The 16245-nt window shown below is 65.4% G+C and carries 14 protein-coding genes; 6 read left to right on the top strand and 8 right to left on the bottom strand.

Annotation, left to right across the window (positions count from 1 at the left end; translation table 11 throughout):
- The first annotated feature begins 191 nt into the window (after window positions 1–191).
- Together ABB26_RS11820 and ABB26_RS11815 are read left to right on the top strand one after the other, a co-directional pair.
- Window positions 192–2897 (top strand): bifunctional acetate--CoA ligase family protein/GNAT family N-acetyltransferase, encoded by a 2706-nt coding sequence (locus tag ABB26_RS11820; RefSeq protein ID WP_057634350.1) that lies wholly within the window; start codon window positions 192–194, stop codon window positions 2895–2897.
- Window positions 2898–3026: 129 nt separating this feature from the next.
- Window positions 3027–3761 carry an alpha/beta fold hydrolase gene (locus tag ABB26_RS11815; protein WP_057634349.1) on the top strand — a complete coding sequence of 245 codons (735 nt, stop codon included), beginning with the start codon at window positions 3027–3029 and terminating at the stop codon, window positions 3759–3761.
- A 152-nt stretch (window positions 3762–3913) separates the two neighbouring features.
- Here the strand turns inward: ABB26_RS11815 and dkgB are convergent, their stop codons facing one another.
- The gene (gene dkgB / locus ABB26_RS11810) at window positions 3914–4714 is read right to left on the bottom strand and encodes a 2,5-didehydrogluconate reductase DkgB (protein WP_057634345.1); all 801 of its coding nucleotides are present in this window, start codon (window positions 4712–4714) and stop codon (window positions 3914–3916) included.
- Window positions 4715–4783: 69 nt separating this feature from the next.
- Complete coding sequence (locus ABB26_RS11805; RefSeq protein ID WP_057634344.1) at window positions 4784–5998, bottom strand: MFS transporter; 1215 nt, start codon at window positions 5996–5998, stop codon at window positions 4784–4786.
- A gap of 126 nt (window positions 5999–6124) precedes the next feature.
- On the opposite strand from ABB26_RS11805, the gene ABB26_RS11800 reads away from it, so the two are divergent.
- A complete protein-coding gene (locus ABB26_RS11800; RefSeq protein ID WP_057634342.1) occupies window positions 6125–7027 on the top strand; it encodes a LysR family transcriptional regulator in 903 nt (300 codons plus the stop codon).
- A gap of 220 nt (window positions 7028–7247) precedes the next feature.
- Here ABB26_RS11800 and ABB26_RS11795 read toward each other — a convergent pair whose 3' ends face one another.
- Window positions 7248–7547 carry a hypothetical protein gene (locus tag ABB26_RS11795; protein WP_057634340.1) on the bottom strand — a complete coding sequence of 100 codons (300 nt, stop codon included), beginning with the start codon at window positions 7545–7547 and terminating at the stop codon, window positions 7248–7250.
- A gap of 81 nt (window positions 7548–7628) precedes the next feature.
- On the bottom strand, window positions 7629–8588 hold the full coding sequence (locus ABB26_RS11790) for an aldo/keto reductase (RefSeq protein WP_057634338.1): 960 nt from the start codon (window positions 8586–8588) through the stop codon (window positions 7629–7631).
- Between the two features lie 185 nt (window positions 8589–8773).
- Here ABB26_RS11790 and ABB26_RS11785 point away from each other — a divergent pair, with 185 nt between their 5' ends.
- Together ABB26_RS11785 and ABB26_RS11780 are read left to right on the top strand one after the other, a co-directional pair.
- Window positions 8774–9631, top strand: coding sequence for a class I SAM-dependent methyltransferase (locus ABB26_RS11785; protein ID WP_057634336.1), 858 nt, complete (start codon window positions 8774–8776; stop codon window positions 9629–9631).
- 161 nt (window positions 9632–9792) lie between these two features.
- Complete coding sequence (locus ABB26_RS11780) at window positions 9793–10329, top strand: pseudouridine synthase (protein WP_057634335.1); 537 nt, start codon at window positions 9793–9795, stop codon at window positions 10327–10329.
- Window positions 10330–10502: 173 nt separating this feature from the next.
- On the opposite strand, the gene ABB26_RS11775 is transcribed toward ABB26_RS11780, so the two are convergent.
- The 3 genes from ABB26_RS11775 to ABB26_RS11765 all read right to left on the bottom strand — a co-directional run bounded on the left by ABB26_RS11775 (window position 10503) and on the right by ABB26_RS11765 (window position 14361).
- On the bottom strand, window positions 10503–10859 hold the full coding sequence (locus ABB26_RS11775; RefSeq protein ID WP_057634333.1) for a hypothetical protein: 357 nt from the start codon (window positions 10857–10859) through the stop codon (window positions 10503–10505).
- 211 nt (window positions 10860–11070) lie between these two features.
- On the bottom strand, window positions 11071–13686 hold the full coding sequence (gene hrpB, locus ABB26_RS11770; protein ID WP_057634330.1) for an ATP-dependent helicase HrpB: 2616 nt from the start codon (window positions 13684–13686) through the stop codon (window positions 11071–11073).
- A gap of 42 nt (window positions 13687–13728) precedes the next feature.
- Window positions 13729–14361: a hypothetical protein gene (locus ABB26_RS11765; RefSeq protein ID WP_057634328.1), complete on the bottom strand. Its 633-nt coding sequence runs from the start codon at window positions 14359–14361 to the stop codon at window positions 13729–13731.
- A gap of 105 nt (window positions 14362–14466) precedes the next feature.
- Between ABB26_RS11765 and ABB26_RS11760 the strand changes: the two genes are divergently transcribed.
- A complete protein-coding gene (locus tag ABB26_RS11760; protein ID WP_057634326.1) occupies window positions 14467–15261 on the top strand; it encodes a TatD family hydrolase in 795 nt (264 codons plus the stop codon).
- Window positions 15262–15277: 16 nt separating this feature from the next.
- On the opposite strand, the gene panE is transcribed toward ABB26_RS11760, so the two are convergent.
- Entirely contained in the window at window positions 15278–16216 is a 939-nt protein-coding gene (gene panE / locus ABB26_RS11755; RefSeq protein WP_057634322.1) for a 2-dehydropantoate 2-reductase, read from the bottom strand.
- Window positions 16217–16245 lie beyond the last annotated feature (29 nt).

Raw genomic sequence — 16245 nt, 5'->3', positions numbered from 1 at the left:
ATGTCTGGGCGCGCGCTGAAGTACAAGCTGAAAGCACCCTTCCCAAACCCTCCCTTTCGCTACGCGAAAGGGAGGGGTCTCTTGCTTCTGCTTCTGCACCCACGCCGCCGATTCCCGCTTCTTGATCCAACGCATGCCACTTCCACAGCGGGCCGTGTACCTTTGATCACGTTCCCGCAACTGGCGTCGTCATGAGCACCTATCACCTGCAGACCGTGTTCCGTCCCCGTTCGGTTGCCGTCATCGGCGGCAGCCCGCGTGAACGCTCCGCAGGGCGCGCGGTGATACGCAACCTGCGCGCTGGTGGTTTTGCCGGGCAGATCGGTTGGGTCAATCCGCGTCATGCCGAGATCGATGGCATGCGCACGGTCAAGAAGCTCAAGGATCTGCCGTGGATACCCGACCTGGTGGTCATCACCGCACCGGCAACGATGGTGCCGCAGGTGGTGGCGCAGGCTGCCGAACTGGGCGTGGCCGCCGCCATCCTGCTGACGGCGGGGCTGGGCAGCGGCCCCGGCTCACTCGCGGCACAGGTGGAGGCCGCGGCGCGGCCCAAGGGCATGCGCGTGCTTGGCCCGCATTGCCTGGGCGTCATCGCACCTCATGCGCGGCTCAATGCCAGTATCGCCGCGCACACGCCGCAGGCCGGTGATCTGGCCCTGATTTCCGAATCCAGCGCGATTGCCGCCGCGTTGGTGGAGTGGGGTGTGGCCCGTTCGATCGGTTTCTCGGGCGTGGTGTCGCTGGGTGATGCCCTGGACGTGGATTTCGGCGATCTGCTCGATTACTTCGCCTCCGACTACCGCACGCGCGCGATCCTGCTGTACGTCGACCAGATCAGCGACGCGCGCAAATTCATGTCCGCCGCACGTGCAGCGGCGCGCGCCAAGCCGGTGGTGGTGGTCAAGGCCGGTCGCCAACCCAAGCCCAATGGGGAGGGTATCAGCACGCATTCGCAGGCCTTGGCCGCTTCCGATGCGGTCTACGGCGCGGCGTTCAATCGTGCCGGCCTGTTGCGCGTCAACGCATTGGATGAGTTGTTCACCGCCGCCGAAACCCTGGGCCGGCTGGGCACGTTTCCGGGACGACGCCTGGCCATTCTCAGCAACGGCGGTGGTGTTGGCCGCCTGGCGGTGGACCAGCTGCAGGCACTGGGCGGCTCGCTTGCCGAGCTGTCGCCCGCCACGATCGCGCAGTTGGACAAGGTATTGCCGGAAGGCTGGTCGCGCGACAATCCGGTGGACATCGTGGTCGATGCCGATGGCGGGCGCTATGCCTCGGCCATTGAAGCGCTGCTGTCCGACGATGCCAACGATGCGGTGCTGGTGATCAACGTACCCACGGCGTTCACATCGTCGGCCGATGCCGCGCAGGCGCTGACCAGCACGTTGGGACTGCGCTCGCGGCAATTGCGCGAAAAGCCGGTATTCGCGGTGTGGTTGGGCAACGATGACCGCGCCACGGTCACGCTCAATACCGCGCGTGTGCCCACCTATCCCAGCGAGGCCGAAGCAGTGCGCGGCTTCCAGCATCTGGTGAAGTACCGCGAGGCGCAGGCGGCGCTGATGGAGACCCCGCCCAGTCTGCCGGCGGATTTCGTGGTGGATGTTGCCGTTGCACGCGCGCTGGTGGAGGCTGCACTGGCCAACGACCAGCAATGGCTGGATCCGGTCGCCACGCATGCCCTGCTGCAGGCGTACGGCATCCCGTCGCTGGAAGTGATGGTCGCGCGCGACGCGCATGAAGCGATGGATCTGGCCCAGCCGCTGCTGGAGCAGGGCATGAGCGTGGCGGTGAAGATTTTCTCGTCCGACATTCCGCACAAGTCCGAAGTGGATGGCGTGCGTCTCAACCTGGGCACCCTGCCGGCGGTGCAGGCGGCGGCCAGCTCGATCCTCCAGCGTGCTCGCGAGCTGCGCCCGCAGGCGCGCATCGAAGGCGTGATGGTGCAGCCCAGCCTGCTGCGGCCGAAGGCGCGCGAGTTGATCGCCGGTATCGCCGATGACCCCGTGTTCGGGCCGGTGGTGGTGTTCGGCCGGGGTGGTACGGCGGTGGAAGTGATCGACGACAAGACCCTGGCATTGCCGCCACTGGACCTGCGGCTTGCCCACGAAGTGATCGGCCGCACCCGCGTGTCGCGCATCCTCAAGGGCTACGGCAATGTGCCGGCCGCCGATGAGCGTGCGGTGGCGCTGGTGCTGGTCAAACTGGCGCAGCTGGCCGCCGATATTCCGGAGATCCGCACGCTCGATCTCAATCCGCTGCTGGCCGACCGCAACGGCGTGATCGCGCTGGATGCGCGCATCGCCATCGCGCCGGTCAAGCGCCTGCACAAGGGCCGCGGCCACCCGCGTTTTGCGATTTTCCCGTATCCCACCGAATGGGAGCGCAGCATTCCCCTGTCGGACGGCAGCAAGGTGTTCATCCGCCCGGTACGGCCAGAGGACGATGCCTTGTTCCGCGCGTTCTTCGCGCGCGTTACCGATGACGACCTGCGGCTGCGTTTCTTCCAGTCGGTGAAGCATTTCAGCCACGAGTTCATCGCCCGTCTTACCCAGCTCGATTACGCGCGTTCCATCGCGTTGGTCGCCATCGACCCCAAAAGTGGCGACATGCTCGGTGCGGTGCGCCTGCATGCCGATGCGGACTACAACCGCGGCGAGTACGGCATCCTGATCCGCTCGGATCTGAAGGGCCACGGCATCGGCTGGAAGCTGATGCAGATCATGATCGAGTACGCACGCTGGCAGGGCCTGAACATGGTGGAGGGCCAGGTACTGCGTGAGAACACCACGATGCTGGCGATGTGCCAGAGCCTGGGCTTCAAGGTGAAGTCCGATCCGGACGACTCGACCCTGATGAATGTCACGCTGCCGGTGAGCGAGGGCGCGCCCTAGCGCGAAGCCGGAGCATCCTTCCCCTGCCGCAGGCAAGGGGAGGGTTGGGGAGGCGGCTTCCAGGCACATTCGCCACTGCGTTCCAGCCATGGCGCTGCCAGCCACCCCCGGCAGGTTCAAACTACCGCCATGGAAACTGCCGCTGCCGGGAACCAACCCGAAAAAATCCCCTTGTTGCTGCTCCCCGGCCTGCTCAACGATGCCACCCTCTGGCGCGTGCAGCTGGTGGAACTGGCCGATATCGCCGAATGCCAGGTCGGCGACCTCACCCGGCATGACTCGCTGCGCGCCACTGCCGGGCAGGTACTGTCGGATGCGCCAGCGCAGTTCGCCCTGGCCGGTTTCTCGCTGGGCGGCTACGTCGCCCAGGAAATCCTGCGCATTGCCCCCGAGCGTGTCACCCATCTGGCGTTGTTGGACACCTCATTCAAACCCGATTCGCCCGAGCGCGCCGCACAGCGCATCGCGCAGCAGAACAGCGTGCGCATGCCCGGCACGTTCCACGGGTTCGGCGACAAGCTGATGCGCAGCTACATCGACGCCTCGCGGCTGGGCGATCAGGAACTGGTGGAGACCGTGCGGGGCATGACGTCGCGGCTGGGGGCGGACGTGTTTCTGCGGCAGAGTCGTATCGAACGGGTCGATGGCAGCGAAGTGCTGGGCCAATGGCGCGGGCCGACGTTGGTGGTCTGCGGCAGGAACGATGCGATCACGCCGTTGGCAGTGAGTGAGCAGATGGCGGCCCTGTTGCCGCATTCCACGCTGGTGGTGATTCCACAGTGTGGACATCTGGCGCCGCTGGAGAAGCCGCAGGAAGTGAGCGCGGCGATGCGTGAGTGGCTGGTGCCGGGCAGAACTGTGTGAGCGCACGCGGAGAGGTCTTCAAGCCATCACGGTGGTGACCGCAGCGCCATGTGCCCATGAGTTGAACCATCGGGGACATGCAGGTGAAACGCCTGGCTTGTCTCAGCCTCGCCAGGGCCCCTCTCCCTGCAGGAGAGGGGTTTCAACAGGGCTCAGTCCCAGGCCGGTGCGATTTCCGGATTGGCCACGCGCTCGCCACGATCCAGGGTCGCGATCTTCGCCATGTCCTCATCGTCCAGACGCAATGCCGCCGCCTGCAGATTGCCCGCCAGATTCTCGCGCCGTGTCGAAGACGGAATCACCGCGTAGCCCTGCTGCAATGCCCACGCCAACGCCACCTGCGCGGTCGTTGCCTGATGCTTCTCGGCGATGGCCTGGATCACCGGGTCGTTCAGCACCGCGCCATACGCCAGACTCATGAACGCGGTGACATGGATGCCTTGTTCGCGCAGGTAAGCGATCAACGCGCGGTTCTGCAGATACGGATGCACTTCGATCTGGTTGGTGGCGATGGCATCGGCACCGAGGATATCGATGGCCTGGCGGGCCAGGTCGATGGTGAAGTTGGAAATGCCGATGGCGCGGGTCAAGCCCTGCGCTTTTGCTTCGGCCAAGGCGCCGAGATACTCGCGAATCGGCACCTCGTTGTTCGGCGACGGCCAATGGATCAACGCCAGATCGACATGGTCGGTACGCAGCTTGTGCAGGCTTTCGCGCAGGCTGGCCAGCAGGTCGTCGTGGTGGAAGTTGCTGATCCAGACCTTGGTGGTCAGGAACAGTTCTCCGCGCGGCACATTGCCGCTGGCCAGCGCAGCGCCGAGGTCGGCTTCGTTGTCGTAGATCTGCGCGGTATCGAAGGCGCGATAGCCCAGGTCCAGCGCGTTGTGCACGGAATCGGTGAGTACCTGGCCTTTCAGGCGGTAGGTGCCAAGGCCGATGGAAGGAACAGTCATGGGAGTCTCCACAATGGTGTCGCGATACAGGCTGCGCCGCGTATCGCGAACGGAAAGTAACGGGGGATGTCAGTGCGCGGCGACGGCGATGCCTTCGGCGCGGTCGTCGATGCCATCGCGGCGATCCAGGCGGCCGCTGAGCACGGTCAGCCCATAAGCGCCCACCACGACCAGCGCGCCCAGCCATGGCGTGTGCATCAGGCCGACGTGGTCAACGACCAGGCCACCGAGCGATGCACCCAGGGCGATGCCGACATTGAACGCGGCGATGTTCAGGCCCGAGGCAACATCGGCGGCCTGCGGAACGAAACGCTGCGCCTGCTTGACCACGTACACCTGCAGGCCCGGCACATTGCCGAAGGCCACCGCGCCCAGTGCCAGCACCGTCAGCAGCACCAGCCAGGTGTTGTAGGCGGTGAAGGTGAGCACGAACAGCACCAGCGCCAGCAGCGCGAAGATACGCTTGAGCGCGGGAATCGGGCCCATGCGGTCGGCAAGGCGGCCGCCCCACAGGTTGCCGATGGCTACCGACACGCCGTACACCAGCAGCACCAGGCTCACCGCATTGGCGGAAAAACCGGTCACGTCCTGCAGGATCGAAGCCAGGTAGGTGAAGGAGAGAAAGGTGCCGCCGTAGCCCAGCGCGGTGATCGCGTACACCAGCAGCAGGCGCGGTTGTGCCAGTACCGCGAACTGCTGGCCGAACGTGGCCGGTGCGCTGCGCGGCAGGTTGCGCGGTACGAACAACAGGCTGCCGACCAGCGCGATCACACCCAGCGCGGCCACGGCCAGGAAGGTCGCACGCCAGCCCAGGTGTTGGCCGATGAAGGTGCCGAGCGGCACGCCGGTGACGAGTGCAACGGTCAAGCCGGTGAACATGATGGCAATCGCGCTGGCGGCCTTTTCCTTCGGCACCACCGAGGTGGCGATGATCGAGCCGATCGAGAAGAACACACCATGCGCCAGGCCGGTCAGCACCCGCGCCACGATCAGCGAGCCGTAGCCTGGCGACATCCATGCGATCAGGTTGCCAACGGTGAACAGCACCATCAGCGCGACCAGCAGCGCTTTGCGCGGCACCCGGCCGGTAAGTGCGGTGAGCACCGGTGCGCCGACGGCCACACCCAGCGCATAGAGCGACACCAGCAGGCCGGCCGAAGGCAGGCTGACGTGCAGGTCGGCGGCGATGGTCGGAATCAGCCCGACGATGACGAATTCGGTGGTGCCGATGGCAAACGCGCCTAGTGTCAGCGCCAGCAGGGCAAGGGGGATGCCACGGGACATGGGATGTTTCCGGGAAGGGACAGGCTGCGAAGTCTGAGCGCCCGACTCTTGCTGAAAAAGCGGTCTTCACGCCAATGACTGTTGAGTTTCAGTCAATAATTGGCCGTCCCCCCCGAATGCACGCCGATGAAAACCACCCTCGATGAGATGCAGGCCTTCATTGCGGTGATCGACGCCGGCTCGATCACCGCCGCAGCCGAGCAACTGGATCAGACCACGTCCGGGGTCAGCCGGGCGCTGGCGCGGCTGGAAGAGAAGCTGGGCACCACGTTGCTGACCCGCACCACCCGGCGCCTGCACCTGACCGAGGAAGGCGAAGCCTTCCTGGAGCAGTCACGCGCGATTGTCGCGTCGGTGGAAGCGGCCGAGGAGCAGATCGCCGCGCGTCGCGAGCGTCCTTCTGGCCGTTTGCGGGTGGATGCGGCCATGCCGTTCGTGTTGCATGTGATCGCACCGTTGGTCGCCGGTTACCGCGCCCGTTACCCGGAAGTCGCGCTGGAGCTCAACAGCAGCGAGCGCTATATCGACCTGCTCGAACGCCGCACCGATGTCGCCATACGCATCGGCCCCTTGGCCGATTCCACGCTGCACGCAAGGCCGTTGGCGCACAGCCGGCTGCGCGTGCTGGCCAGCCCGGTCTATCTGCAGCAGCACGGCGTGCCGAAGAACCTGGCGCGGTTGCGCGAACACTCGCTGCTCGGTTTCAACGAGCCGGATTCGCTGAACCATTGGCCGCTGCGGGATGAGGACGGCACGTTGCTGCACGTACGTCCGGTGCTGGCGGTGTCCAGTGGCGAAACCCTGCGCCGGTTGGCGTTGGAAGGCGTCGGCATCGTCTGTCTGTCCGACTTCATGACCGAGCGTGACCGCGAGGCCGGCACCCTGGTGGAAGTGCTGCCGAAACAGACCGTGGAAGTGCGCCAGCCGATCCACGCGGTGTACTACCGCAACACGGCGGTATCGGCGCGGATCACCTCGTTCCTGGATTACCTGGCGCAGGCGATGGTGAACGCACCATTCGCCCGGTGACTGCAGCGCTGCTGCGTTGCTTTTGCTTAAGCCCCTCTCCCCTTGCGGGAGAGGGGTTGGGGAGAGGGGAGCCGACGTCGCGCTGATGGCCGAGTACCTGTCTTTTCGAAGCCAATCAAAAAGCGCAGAGCCCCCTCATCCGCCCCTTCGGGGCACCTTCTCCCGCATGCGGGAGAAGGGAGGAGCCTTGGCCCAAGCCAGAGCCAGCTCTTTCAACTCCTCAATGCAGTCCCCGGCCCGACTCCGCGTGGTGCCATGCATGCCGCACCAGCCAGCGGGCTTCATCCCATGGCACGGCCAGCGACGGGTTGTGCCGGTGATAGCTGTCCTGCAGCACACGGTAGAGCTGCTCTTCGTTGGCGCGGGGATACGCCTGATAGACGTCGTAGCCCATTTCCAGCAGGCGCTGGTAATGGTCGAAGTCGTGTTGGCCAAGCCGACCGATGGCGTGGACGCCGCGCCAATAGGCAAGTTCAGCGTCACGGTCGATGGTGCGTTGGGCTGCGGATGTGGTCTTCATGGGTAGGACTCCATTCGCGGTCTACCCCCCTGTCCGGAGATGCTACGACGCGGTCAGTGCCGCGTCCAATCACCAGCGCATTCAGTCTTGTTCGGTGCTGGCCCCATCCAACTGGACGATGTCGGCTTCTGAAAGCGTCAACCGTGCTGCAGCCAATACATCGTGCAACTGCTCCACGCCGGTCGCACTGACGATGGGCGCGGTGATGCCGGGGCGGGCGATCAACCATGCCAGTGCCACCTGCGCCGGCGTGGCCTTGTGCCTGGCGGCCAGGTCGTCCAATGCCGTGAGGATGCGCAGGCCGCGCGGGTTGACGTAACGCTCCACCACTTTGGCACCGCGCGCGCTGCTTTTTGCCGCATCGTCGGCGCTGCGGTATTTGCCGGTGAGGAAGCCACTGGCCAGCGAGTAGTAACTGATCACGCCCAGCGAGTGTTCGCGGGCCAGCGGTTCCAGTTCTGCTTCGTAGCCTGCGCGGTCATAGAGGTTGTATTCCGGTTGCAGCGTCTCGTAACGCGGCAGGTGATAGTCGGCCGAGACCTTCAGGGCATCGCGCAAGCGCGCGGCGCTGTAGTTGGAGGCACCGATGGCGCGCACTTTTCCGGCTTCGATCAGGCGTGCGAACGCGCCCAGCGTTTCTTCCAGCGGTACTGACTCATCGTCTTCGTGTGCCTGGTACAGATCGATGACATCGGTCTGCAGGCGGCGCAACGAGTCTTCGACGGCTTCGTTGATGTTGTCGGCCGACAGGCCGGGGTGCTCGGCCCACTTGGCCACCTTGGTGGCGATGAGCACCTTGTCGCGTTTGCCGCTGTGTTTGAGCCAGCGGCCGATGATCGTTTCCGATTCACCTCCGCGGTTGCCCGGCACCCACGCCGGGTAGACGTCGGCGGTGTCGACCAGGTTGAAGCCGGCATCGACGAATGCGTCGAGCAGCGCAAAGGAGGTTTTTTCATCAGCACTCCAGCCAAAGACGTTGCCGCCAAAAGCGATGGGGCTGGCCTGCAGGCCGGAGCGACCAAGTTCACGGAGCTGGGTCATGGGCTTCTTCCTGTTTTTTTCTCAAGCCTCGCAGCATAGACGCAGATCGTTCCGGTGCGATGGCAGCAACGAAAAAACAGCGTTCCGCATTGCGTCATGACGCTAACGCAATGTGAACATTTGCGCCGCATTGCCAGCGGTTCAACGCGTGCTAGGCTCGCGCCACACCCTTGCCGGAGTACGTGATGAACAAGCCAGTCCCGTTGCTGTGTGCCTGTCTGTTGGGCGTGGGCACATTGATGTCCAGCCTGCCCGTGTTGTCCAAGGATGCTGCAGTTGCCGCTACCGACATCCATGTGTCGCCGCAGCTGCAGGCCGCAGTGGCCAGCAGTAGCCGCACGCCGGCCAATGTCGTGCGCGATGCGTATCGCCATCCGGCGCAGACGCTGGCGTTCTTTGGCCTGCAGCCGCAGCAGACGGTGATCGAAATCACCCCGGGCGGCGGCTGGTACGCGGAAATCCTTGCGCCGTATCTGCGCGAGAGTGGCCAGTACGTGGCCGCGGTGGTCGATCCCACGGCATTGCCGGCCGGTGGCGGCCGTGATTACCAGCAGCGTTCACGCGATGGGCTGGCCAAGAAGTTCGCCGAAGCCCCGGCACTGTTCGACCGCGCCACCGAAGTGGCCTACAACCCGGCGGCACCGGTGCTGGGCAAGCCGGGCTCGGCGGATGTGGTGCTGACGTTCCGCAACGTCCACAACTGGCGTTCCAGCAACCAGGCCGAAGGCTTGTTCCGCGCCTTCTTCGATGTGCTCAAGCCCGGCGGCGTGCTGGGTGTGGTGGAGCATCGTGCCAAGGCCGACGTGCCCGCTGACGACAAGAGTGGCTACGTTGGCCAGGCGCAGGTGATTGCCATGGCCGAAGCGGCCGGCTTCAAGCTCGACGCCAGCAGTGAGGTCAACGCCAACCCGCGCGACACCAAGGACCATCCCAACGGCGTATGGACGCTGCCGCCGTCCAACAACCATGACGCCGCCGATGCCGCCAAGTACAAGGCCATCGGCGAGAGCGACCGGATGACGCTGCGGTTTGTAAAGGTTTAAGGCAGGGATCAAGCGGGGAGTGGGGAACAGGGAATGCGGCAGTGCTGCGGCTGTGGGTTCATGCGGCATCGCCGCTGAAAGCGGGAGCTGATTTCTGGCTGCTCTTGCAGCACGCAGTAAACTTTCATTCCCGATCCCCGCTCCCCCAATCCCCGCATTCAATGCTCATCGCCTTCAACAAGCCCTTCAACGTGCTGTGCCAGTTCACCGACCGCAGCCAGCCGCCGCGCGCGACGCTGGCCGGTTTTGGCCTGCCGCCCAACGTCTATGCCGCCGGGCGGCTGGACTACGACAGCGAAGGGTTGTTGCTGCTCACCGACAACGGCAGCCTGGCCCATCGCCTGACCGACCCGAAGCACAAGCAGCCCAAGACCTACTGGGTGCAGGTGGAGGGCGTGGCAAGCGAGGACAAACTGCAGGCGCTGCGTGATGGCGTGCAGCTCAATGATGGCCCGACCTTGCCGGCCCGGGTGCAGCTTCTGGAAGACGCACCGGCGTTATGGGAACGCGATCCACCCGTGCGTTTCCGCAAGACCGTGCCGGATGCGTGGTTGGCGGTGACGATTACCGAAGGCCGGAACCGACAGGTGCGGCGCATGACGGCCGCTGTCGGGCTGCCGACGTTGCGGCTGGTGCGCGCGTCGATGGGGCCGCATGCCCTGGGCGATCTGCAACCGGGGCGGTGGCGGGAGGTTTGACTGTGAAGTGAGCCATCGCGCGCTCACTCCACTTCACTCAGGCCTGCATCAACGTTGCTCGGCAGGTGAGAGCCGCGGGAAGCCAGGAGCGAGTAAAGCCTGAAATCAGAGCAGCGTTGCTGTTTCGCCTGTCTCACTTCTCACGCTTCTTTACTCACTCCTGCTTAAAAAAATCAGGCGTCGCTACCGATATCGCTGGTTTCATCGGTGACGCTGGCGGCGTGGCGACGGCGCTGGGCAATCTGGCGCGACTTGGCTTCGACCGCTTCGTTGTCACGCTTGTTCTTGCGGTACAGCGCATAGCCGAGCAGGCCCAGGCCGACGGCGGCCACGGCGATGGTGGCAGTGGGGTTGCGCTTGGCGACGCGGGTAACGGCCTTGCCGCTGGTTTTCATCGCACCGATGGCAGCACCGGCCTTGAGCCACTCGGCGGCATTGGCACCGCCACCCTTCAGGCTGCCACCTGCGTGGTTGACCAGTTCCATGGCGCGCTCCAGCGCCGGACCAGTGATATCGCTGAACTTGCTCATGTGGGGAGTCCTTGTTGTCGCGGGTCAGATGCCCATCTTCGCTGCATGGGCGTGTAGGGGATGTTAGCCGCTACTGCGGGAGTCGGGAGCGACCCACGCTGAATGAAAAGAGTGCGGCGTGATTGAGGCAACAGCAGGAGCAACGGCCTCTCTTCCCGACTCCACCCTTGCCAGCTTCTCTTCACGCACTCCGGGCCTGCCTGCAGCACCCTCAGGTCCCGCGTGGTTTCGCCCGATGCGTCGCCGTCGCACTCCACGGATCGTCCGGCCACGGGTGACGGGGATAGCGTCCCTTCATTTCCTTCTTCACCTCGGCATAGGTGTTCTGCCAGAAGTTCTTCAGATCGCCCGTCACCTGCAGCGGCTTGCCACCTGGCGAGAGCAGGTGCAGCAGCAGCGGCACGCGGCCATCGGCGATGCGCGGGGTATCTGCCAGGCCGAACAACTCCTGCAGCTTCACCGCCAGCACCGGCGGGCGCGGGGTGATGCCGTCATCGTCCAGTGTGTAGTCGATGCGCCGATCCATGCCTGAAGGCACACTGATGCGCACCGGTGCATGGCGATCGATCAACTGCCGCGTGTTCCAGTCGATGCCGGACTTCAGCGCTTCACCGAGCTCTTCTTCGGATAAGGCATCCAGCCGCGTCTTGCCAGTGAAGGCAGGCAGCAGCCAATCGTCCAGCGTTGCCAGCAGGGCGGTGTCGGAGAGATCGGGCAGTTCGAGTTCCGACATCCAGTGACGCAGGCCCATCACCCGCCCACGCCATTGCTGCAGGTTCTCGGTCCAGGGCAGGGCATCGAGGCCCAGCTCGCGCACGGCGTCGGTCAATGCGCGTGCAGCGTGCGCTGGATTCACCTGGCCGGCGGGACGGCTGTCGAGCACGATGCGCTCGAAGCTGCTTTCCCTGCGCGCTTCCAGCGCACGCTTGGCGCTGTTCCAACGCACCACGTCCTGCTGCCGGAAGCGCTCGGGGAAGTCGCTGCGCAGGCGTGCCTCGTCCACCGGTGCGGCACGCAGGATCAAGGCATCGCGTGGGTCGTGGCGCAACTCGCTGATGACCAGCCACGGCTCGCCGCGCAGGTCGCTGTTGTCGAACTGACGCGCGCTGCGGCCATTGGCCAACTGGTAGCGCATCGGGTCACTCGGGTGCTGCACGGCAATGCGGTCGGGGAAGGCATGCGCGAGCAGGTCGCCCAGTTCGTGCGCTTCGATATCGGCCGGTGGCGCGCCATCGCAGCGCAGGCGTCGGCGCCATTGCTTGGCCGCCGCGTCGATGGCGGCCAATGCGCTGCGATTGGCATCATGCGGTGCGCGGCCACTGCGGAAGGCGGCGAGCGCGCGCCAGCGGGCGGCCAATGCATCGCCGCCCTGGCGCAGTGGATCACGTGCTTCCAGCAGCGCGGCCAGATCCGCCGCCAGAGCCTGTTCGCGGGCATTCGTCGCCGACAACAGCATCGCGGCCATGCGCGGATGGGTGCCGAGGCCGAGCATGCGTTTGCCCAGCGCGGTGATGGTGTTGTCCTTGCTCAGTGCGCCCAGGCGTTGCAGCAGTTCGCGTGCGGCAGCCAACGCGCCCGCTGGCGGTGGATCGACGAAGCGCAGTTCATCGCTGCCCCAGGCGGCCAGCTCCAGCGCCAGTGAGGCCAGCTCGACCTGCATCATCTCCGGGCGTCGTTGTGGTTCCAGTCGCTGCGATTGCGGCCACAGGCGCCACGCCCAGCCCGCGGCGACGCGCCCGGCGCGACCGGCGCGCTGGTCGGCCGAAGCCTGCGAGATGGCCACCGCATCCAGCCGCGAGAAGCCGCTGTTGGGGTCGTAACGTGGTTCACGTGCCAGGCCGGCGTCGATCACCACGCGCACGCCAGGCAGCGTCACCGAGGATTCGGCCACGTTGGTGGCCAGCACCACGCGGCGGCGGCCGTCCGGGTCAGGTTGCAACACGCGCGATTGCTGCTCGATCGGCAATTCGCCGTGGAGCGGGAGCACTTCGTACCCTTCTCCCTGCGGGAGAAGGTGGCGCGCAGCGCCGGATGAGGGTGCGGACGAAGCCTGGTGCTGTTGAGAGTTGTGGGAGGCTGCGGCTCCTACCCTCTCCCCAACCCCTCCCCCGGAGGGGGAGGGGCTTAAGGCAGCCTGCACCTTGGCGATTTCCCGCTGCCCCGGCAGGAACACCAGCACATCGCCGGGATGCTCGGCCAATGCCTGCTCCACCGCGCGGCGGGTCTGCGCTTCCAGTGCTTCATCGCGCCGGGCCGGGAAGTGGCTGACCTCTACCGGGTAGCTGCGGCCTTCGCTGGACAGGCGCGGCGCATCGAGGAAGTTGGCGAGGCGTTCGCCGTCGAGCGTGGCCGACATCACCACGATGCGCAGGTCGTCGCGCAGCTGGCCTTGCACGTCCAGCGCCAAGGCAAGGCCCAGGTCGGCCGACAGGTGGCGCTCGTGGAATTCGTCGAACAGCAGCGCGCCCACGCCTTCCAGTAGTGGATCGTCCTGCAGCATGCGGGTCAGGATGCCTTCGGTGACCACTTCAACGCGGGTGCGTGCGGACACCTTGTTCTCGAAGCGGATGCGGTAGCCGACCGTCTCGCCAACCGGTTCGCCCAGTTGCCGGGCCATGAACAGCGCGGCGCTGCGAGCGGCCACGCGGCGGGGTTCGAGCATGATGATCCTGCGCCCGGCCAACCACGGTGCATCCAGCAGCGCCAGCGGCACCTGGGTGGTCTTGCCGGCGCCGGGCGGGGCTTCCAGCACCAGGCGGGTATGGGTTTCCAGCTGCGCCAGAATCCGCGGCAGCAGGGGAGTGATGGGAAATTCGGTGGTGCTCATAGCCGCGCAAGAATACGCGCTGGCGCGGGAGTCTGCAGATGCTCAACCGACCTTTGCTGCAGCCTCCGGCTCGCAGGTGATGAACACCTTGTTGGGGTCGAACAGCGCTTCGGCCTGGCTCTCCGGCACCAAGGTGCCCTGCTCGGTATCACCCAGCGTGGCGAATACCTCGCTGCGCAGGGCAGGGTCCAGGATGCGGAAAGCGCCGTCTTCTTCCAGCTGGTGAACCATGCGGTTGTTTGCGTCGAAGGCCATGACGCCGGGCAAGAGTACGCCCCGCTTCGGTTCAAGCAGGCGCCCACCGCCAAAGCTGCGGTGAATGAAACGCTGCATCAGCACACCGCTGATCAATGCCTTGGCCGTGAAGCGTGCAACGCTTGGAGTGTCATATAGCGTGGTGGGGTAGGGAAGACAGGCCAACGAGCGGCGCATCGCGGCTTCCGCGCGCTGCAGAGTGGCTTCGTCCGGCTCCCACTGGTTACGGTGTGCTGACAGATATTCATATATCGCCGGCGACAAGGTCAGCTGGACCAGCTTGTCGACCTCGGGTATGTCCCCTGCAAGCTGAGAGCGCAGGATGGGCGTGTCGTTCCGGTAAGCAACCACCTCGTCGGCGAAGACGGTCGGCACGGCAAGCAGCAACGGCCAAAGTAAAAAGAAGACCAGGCTTCGCATCGGCAATCTCCGCAGCAGCTTCGCGCGAATCTAGCATAAAGACGCGGTCCCGGCGGAACCAGGGCGTGGCGGTAGAATGTCGCCTCCTTGGACGTTCCCCGCACCATGCAACTGATCGACATCGGCGCCAACCTTACCCACGAATCCTTTGATCGCGACCTGGACGCGGTGCTTGAACGCGCGCGTGCGGCCGGCGTGGTGCAGATGCTGATCACCGGCGCCAGCCGCGAGCATTCGCCGATGGCGCTGGAACTGGCGCAGCGCCACCCCGGTTTCCTGTACGCCACGGCTGGCGTGCATCCGCATCACGCCAGTGAGTATACCGACGAATGCGATGCGGAGATGCGCGCGTTGCATGCGCACCCGGAAGTGGTGGCGGTGGGCGAATGCGGGTTGGACTACAACCGGGATTTCTCACCGCGCCCGGCGCAGCGCAAGGCCTTCGAGCGTCAGCTGCAGATCGCCAGCGAGAACGGCAAGCCGCTGTTCCTGCATCAACGTGACGCGCATGACGATTTCATCGCGATGATGAAGAACTTCGATGGCCAGATCGGCCCGGCGGTGGTGCATTGCTTCACCGCCGAACGCCGTGAACTGTTCGATTACCTGGATCGCGACTGGTACATCGGCATCACCGGTTGGCTGTGCGATGAGCGCCGTGGCGCGCACCTGCGCGAGCTGGTCAAGCACATTCCGGCAGAGCGTCTGTTGATCGAAACCGACGCGCCGTACCTGCTGCCGCGCACGATGCGGCCGTTGCCGAAGGACCGCCGCAACGAGCCGGCGTTCCTGTCGCATATCGTGGAAGAACTGGCGCGTGATCGCGGCGAGGAGGTTGCGGTCACGGCCGCCAACGCCACCGCTGCCACGCGCGCGTTGTTCCGCCTGCCGCCAGTCTGACGGCAGGCGCTTTCAGTCACGCCGCGCGCTGCGCCTCGTAGGCCTGCAGGTGGCAGTACGCCGCCTGCAACAGCGGTGCCACATGACCGGCAGCAAGCGCACGCTCCAGCATGTCACCGACGATGTGCGCCGCTTCCACGCGTTGGCCGGCTTCCAGGTCGCGCAGCATCGAGGCCTTGATCGGTGAACCCGGCTTGGTCACCGCGCCGACTGCGATGTCCTGTGCTTTGGCCGGGATCGGCTGCCCGGCCTGCGCGGCGACCGCCACACATTCGGCGTACAACGCCTGCATCAACGCGGTGCCGTGATCGGTGGCGACGATGCTGCCGACATCGGCGCGCATCAGGCAGGTACCGGCGGCCAGCGCGGTCAGGAACGTGTACTTGATCCATTGCTCCTGCGCGATATCGGCCGAGGCGACATGATCGAGGTTGGCGCTTTCACACGCGGCTGCCAATGACGCAACGCGTGCGCTGATCGCGCCGCCATCGCGCTCGCCGAAGGTCAATTTTGCCGGCTTGTCCAGGTGCAGCACGGCACCATCATCGGCCTTGGTGGCACTGATGAAGCACAGGCCACCCAGCACCTTGTCGCGACCGAAGCGCGCATCCAATGCAGCATAGTGGCGTAGACCATTGAGGATCGGCAGCACCGTGGTGTTGGCGCCAACGGCCGGGGCAATCGCATCGACGGAGCTGTCCAGGTCGTAGGCCTTGCAGCTGAGGATCACCAGATCGAACGGCCGCGCGTGCGCCAGTTGCGGCAATGCATCGGCGGTGACGTGGGTTACCGGGAAGGTGGCATCGCCGAGCGGGCTGCGGATCACCAGGCCATCGCGATCCAGCTGCGCGGCGCGGTTGGGCCGTACCAGGAACGTCACATCGACTCCGGCCTGCGCCAGGCGGCCGCCAAAGTAACCGCCGGTGCCACCGGCGCCAAGAATCAGAATACGCATCTGTGGGGAGTACCGTTCAACAGGAGTGT

The organism is Stenotrophomonas humi (assembly GCF_001431415.1).
GTDB classification, from domain to species: domain Bacteria; phylum Pseudomonadota; class Gammaproteobacteria; order Xanthomonadales; family Xanthomonadaceae; genus Stenotrophomonas; species Stenotrophomonas humi.
The sequence above is the reverse complement of the archived record's forward strand: the minus strand, read 5'-3'. Positions and strand labels throughout refer to the sequence as shown.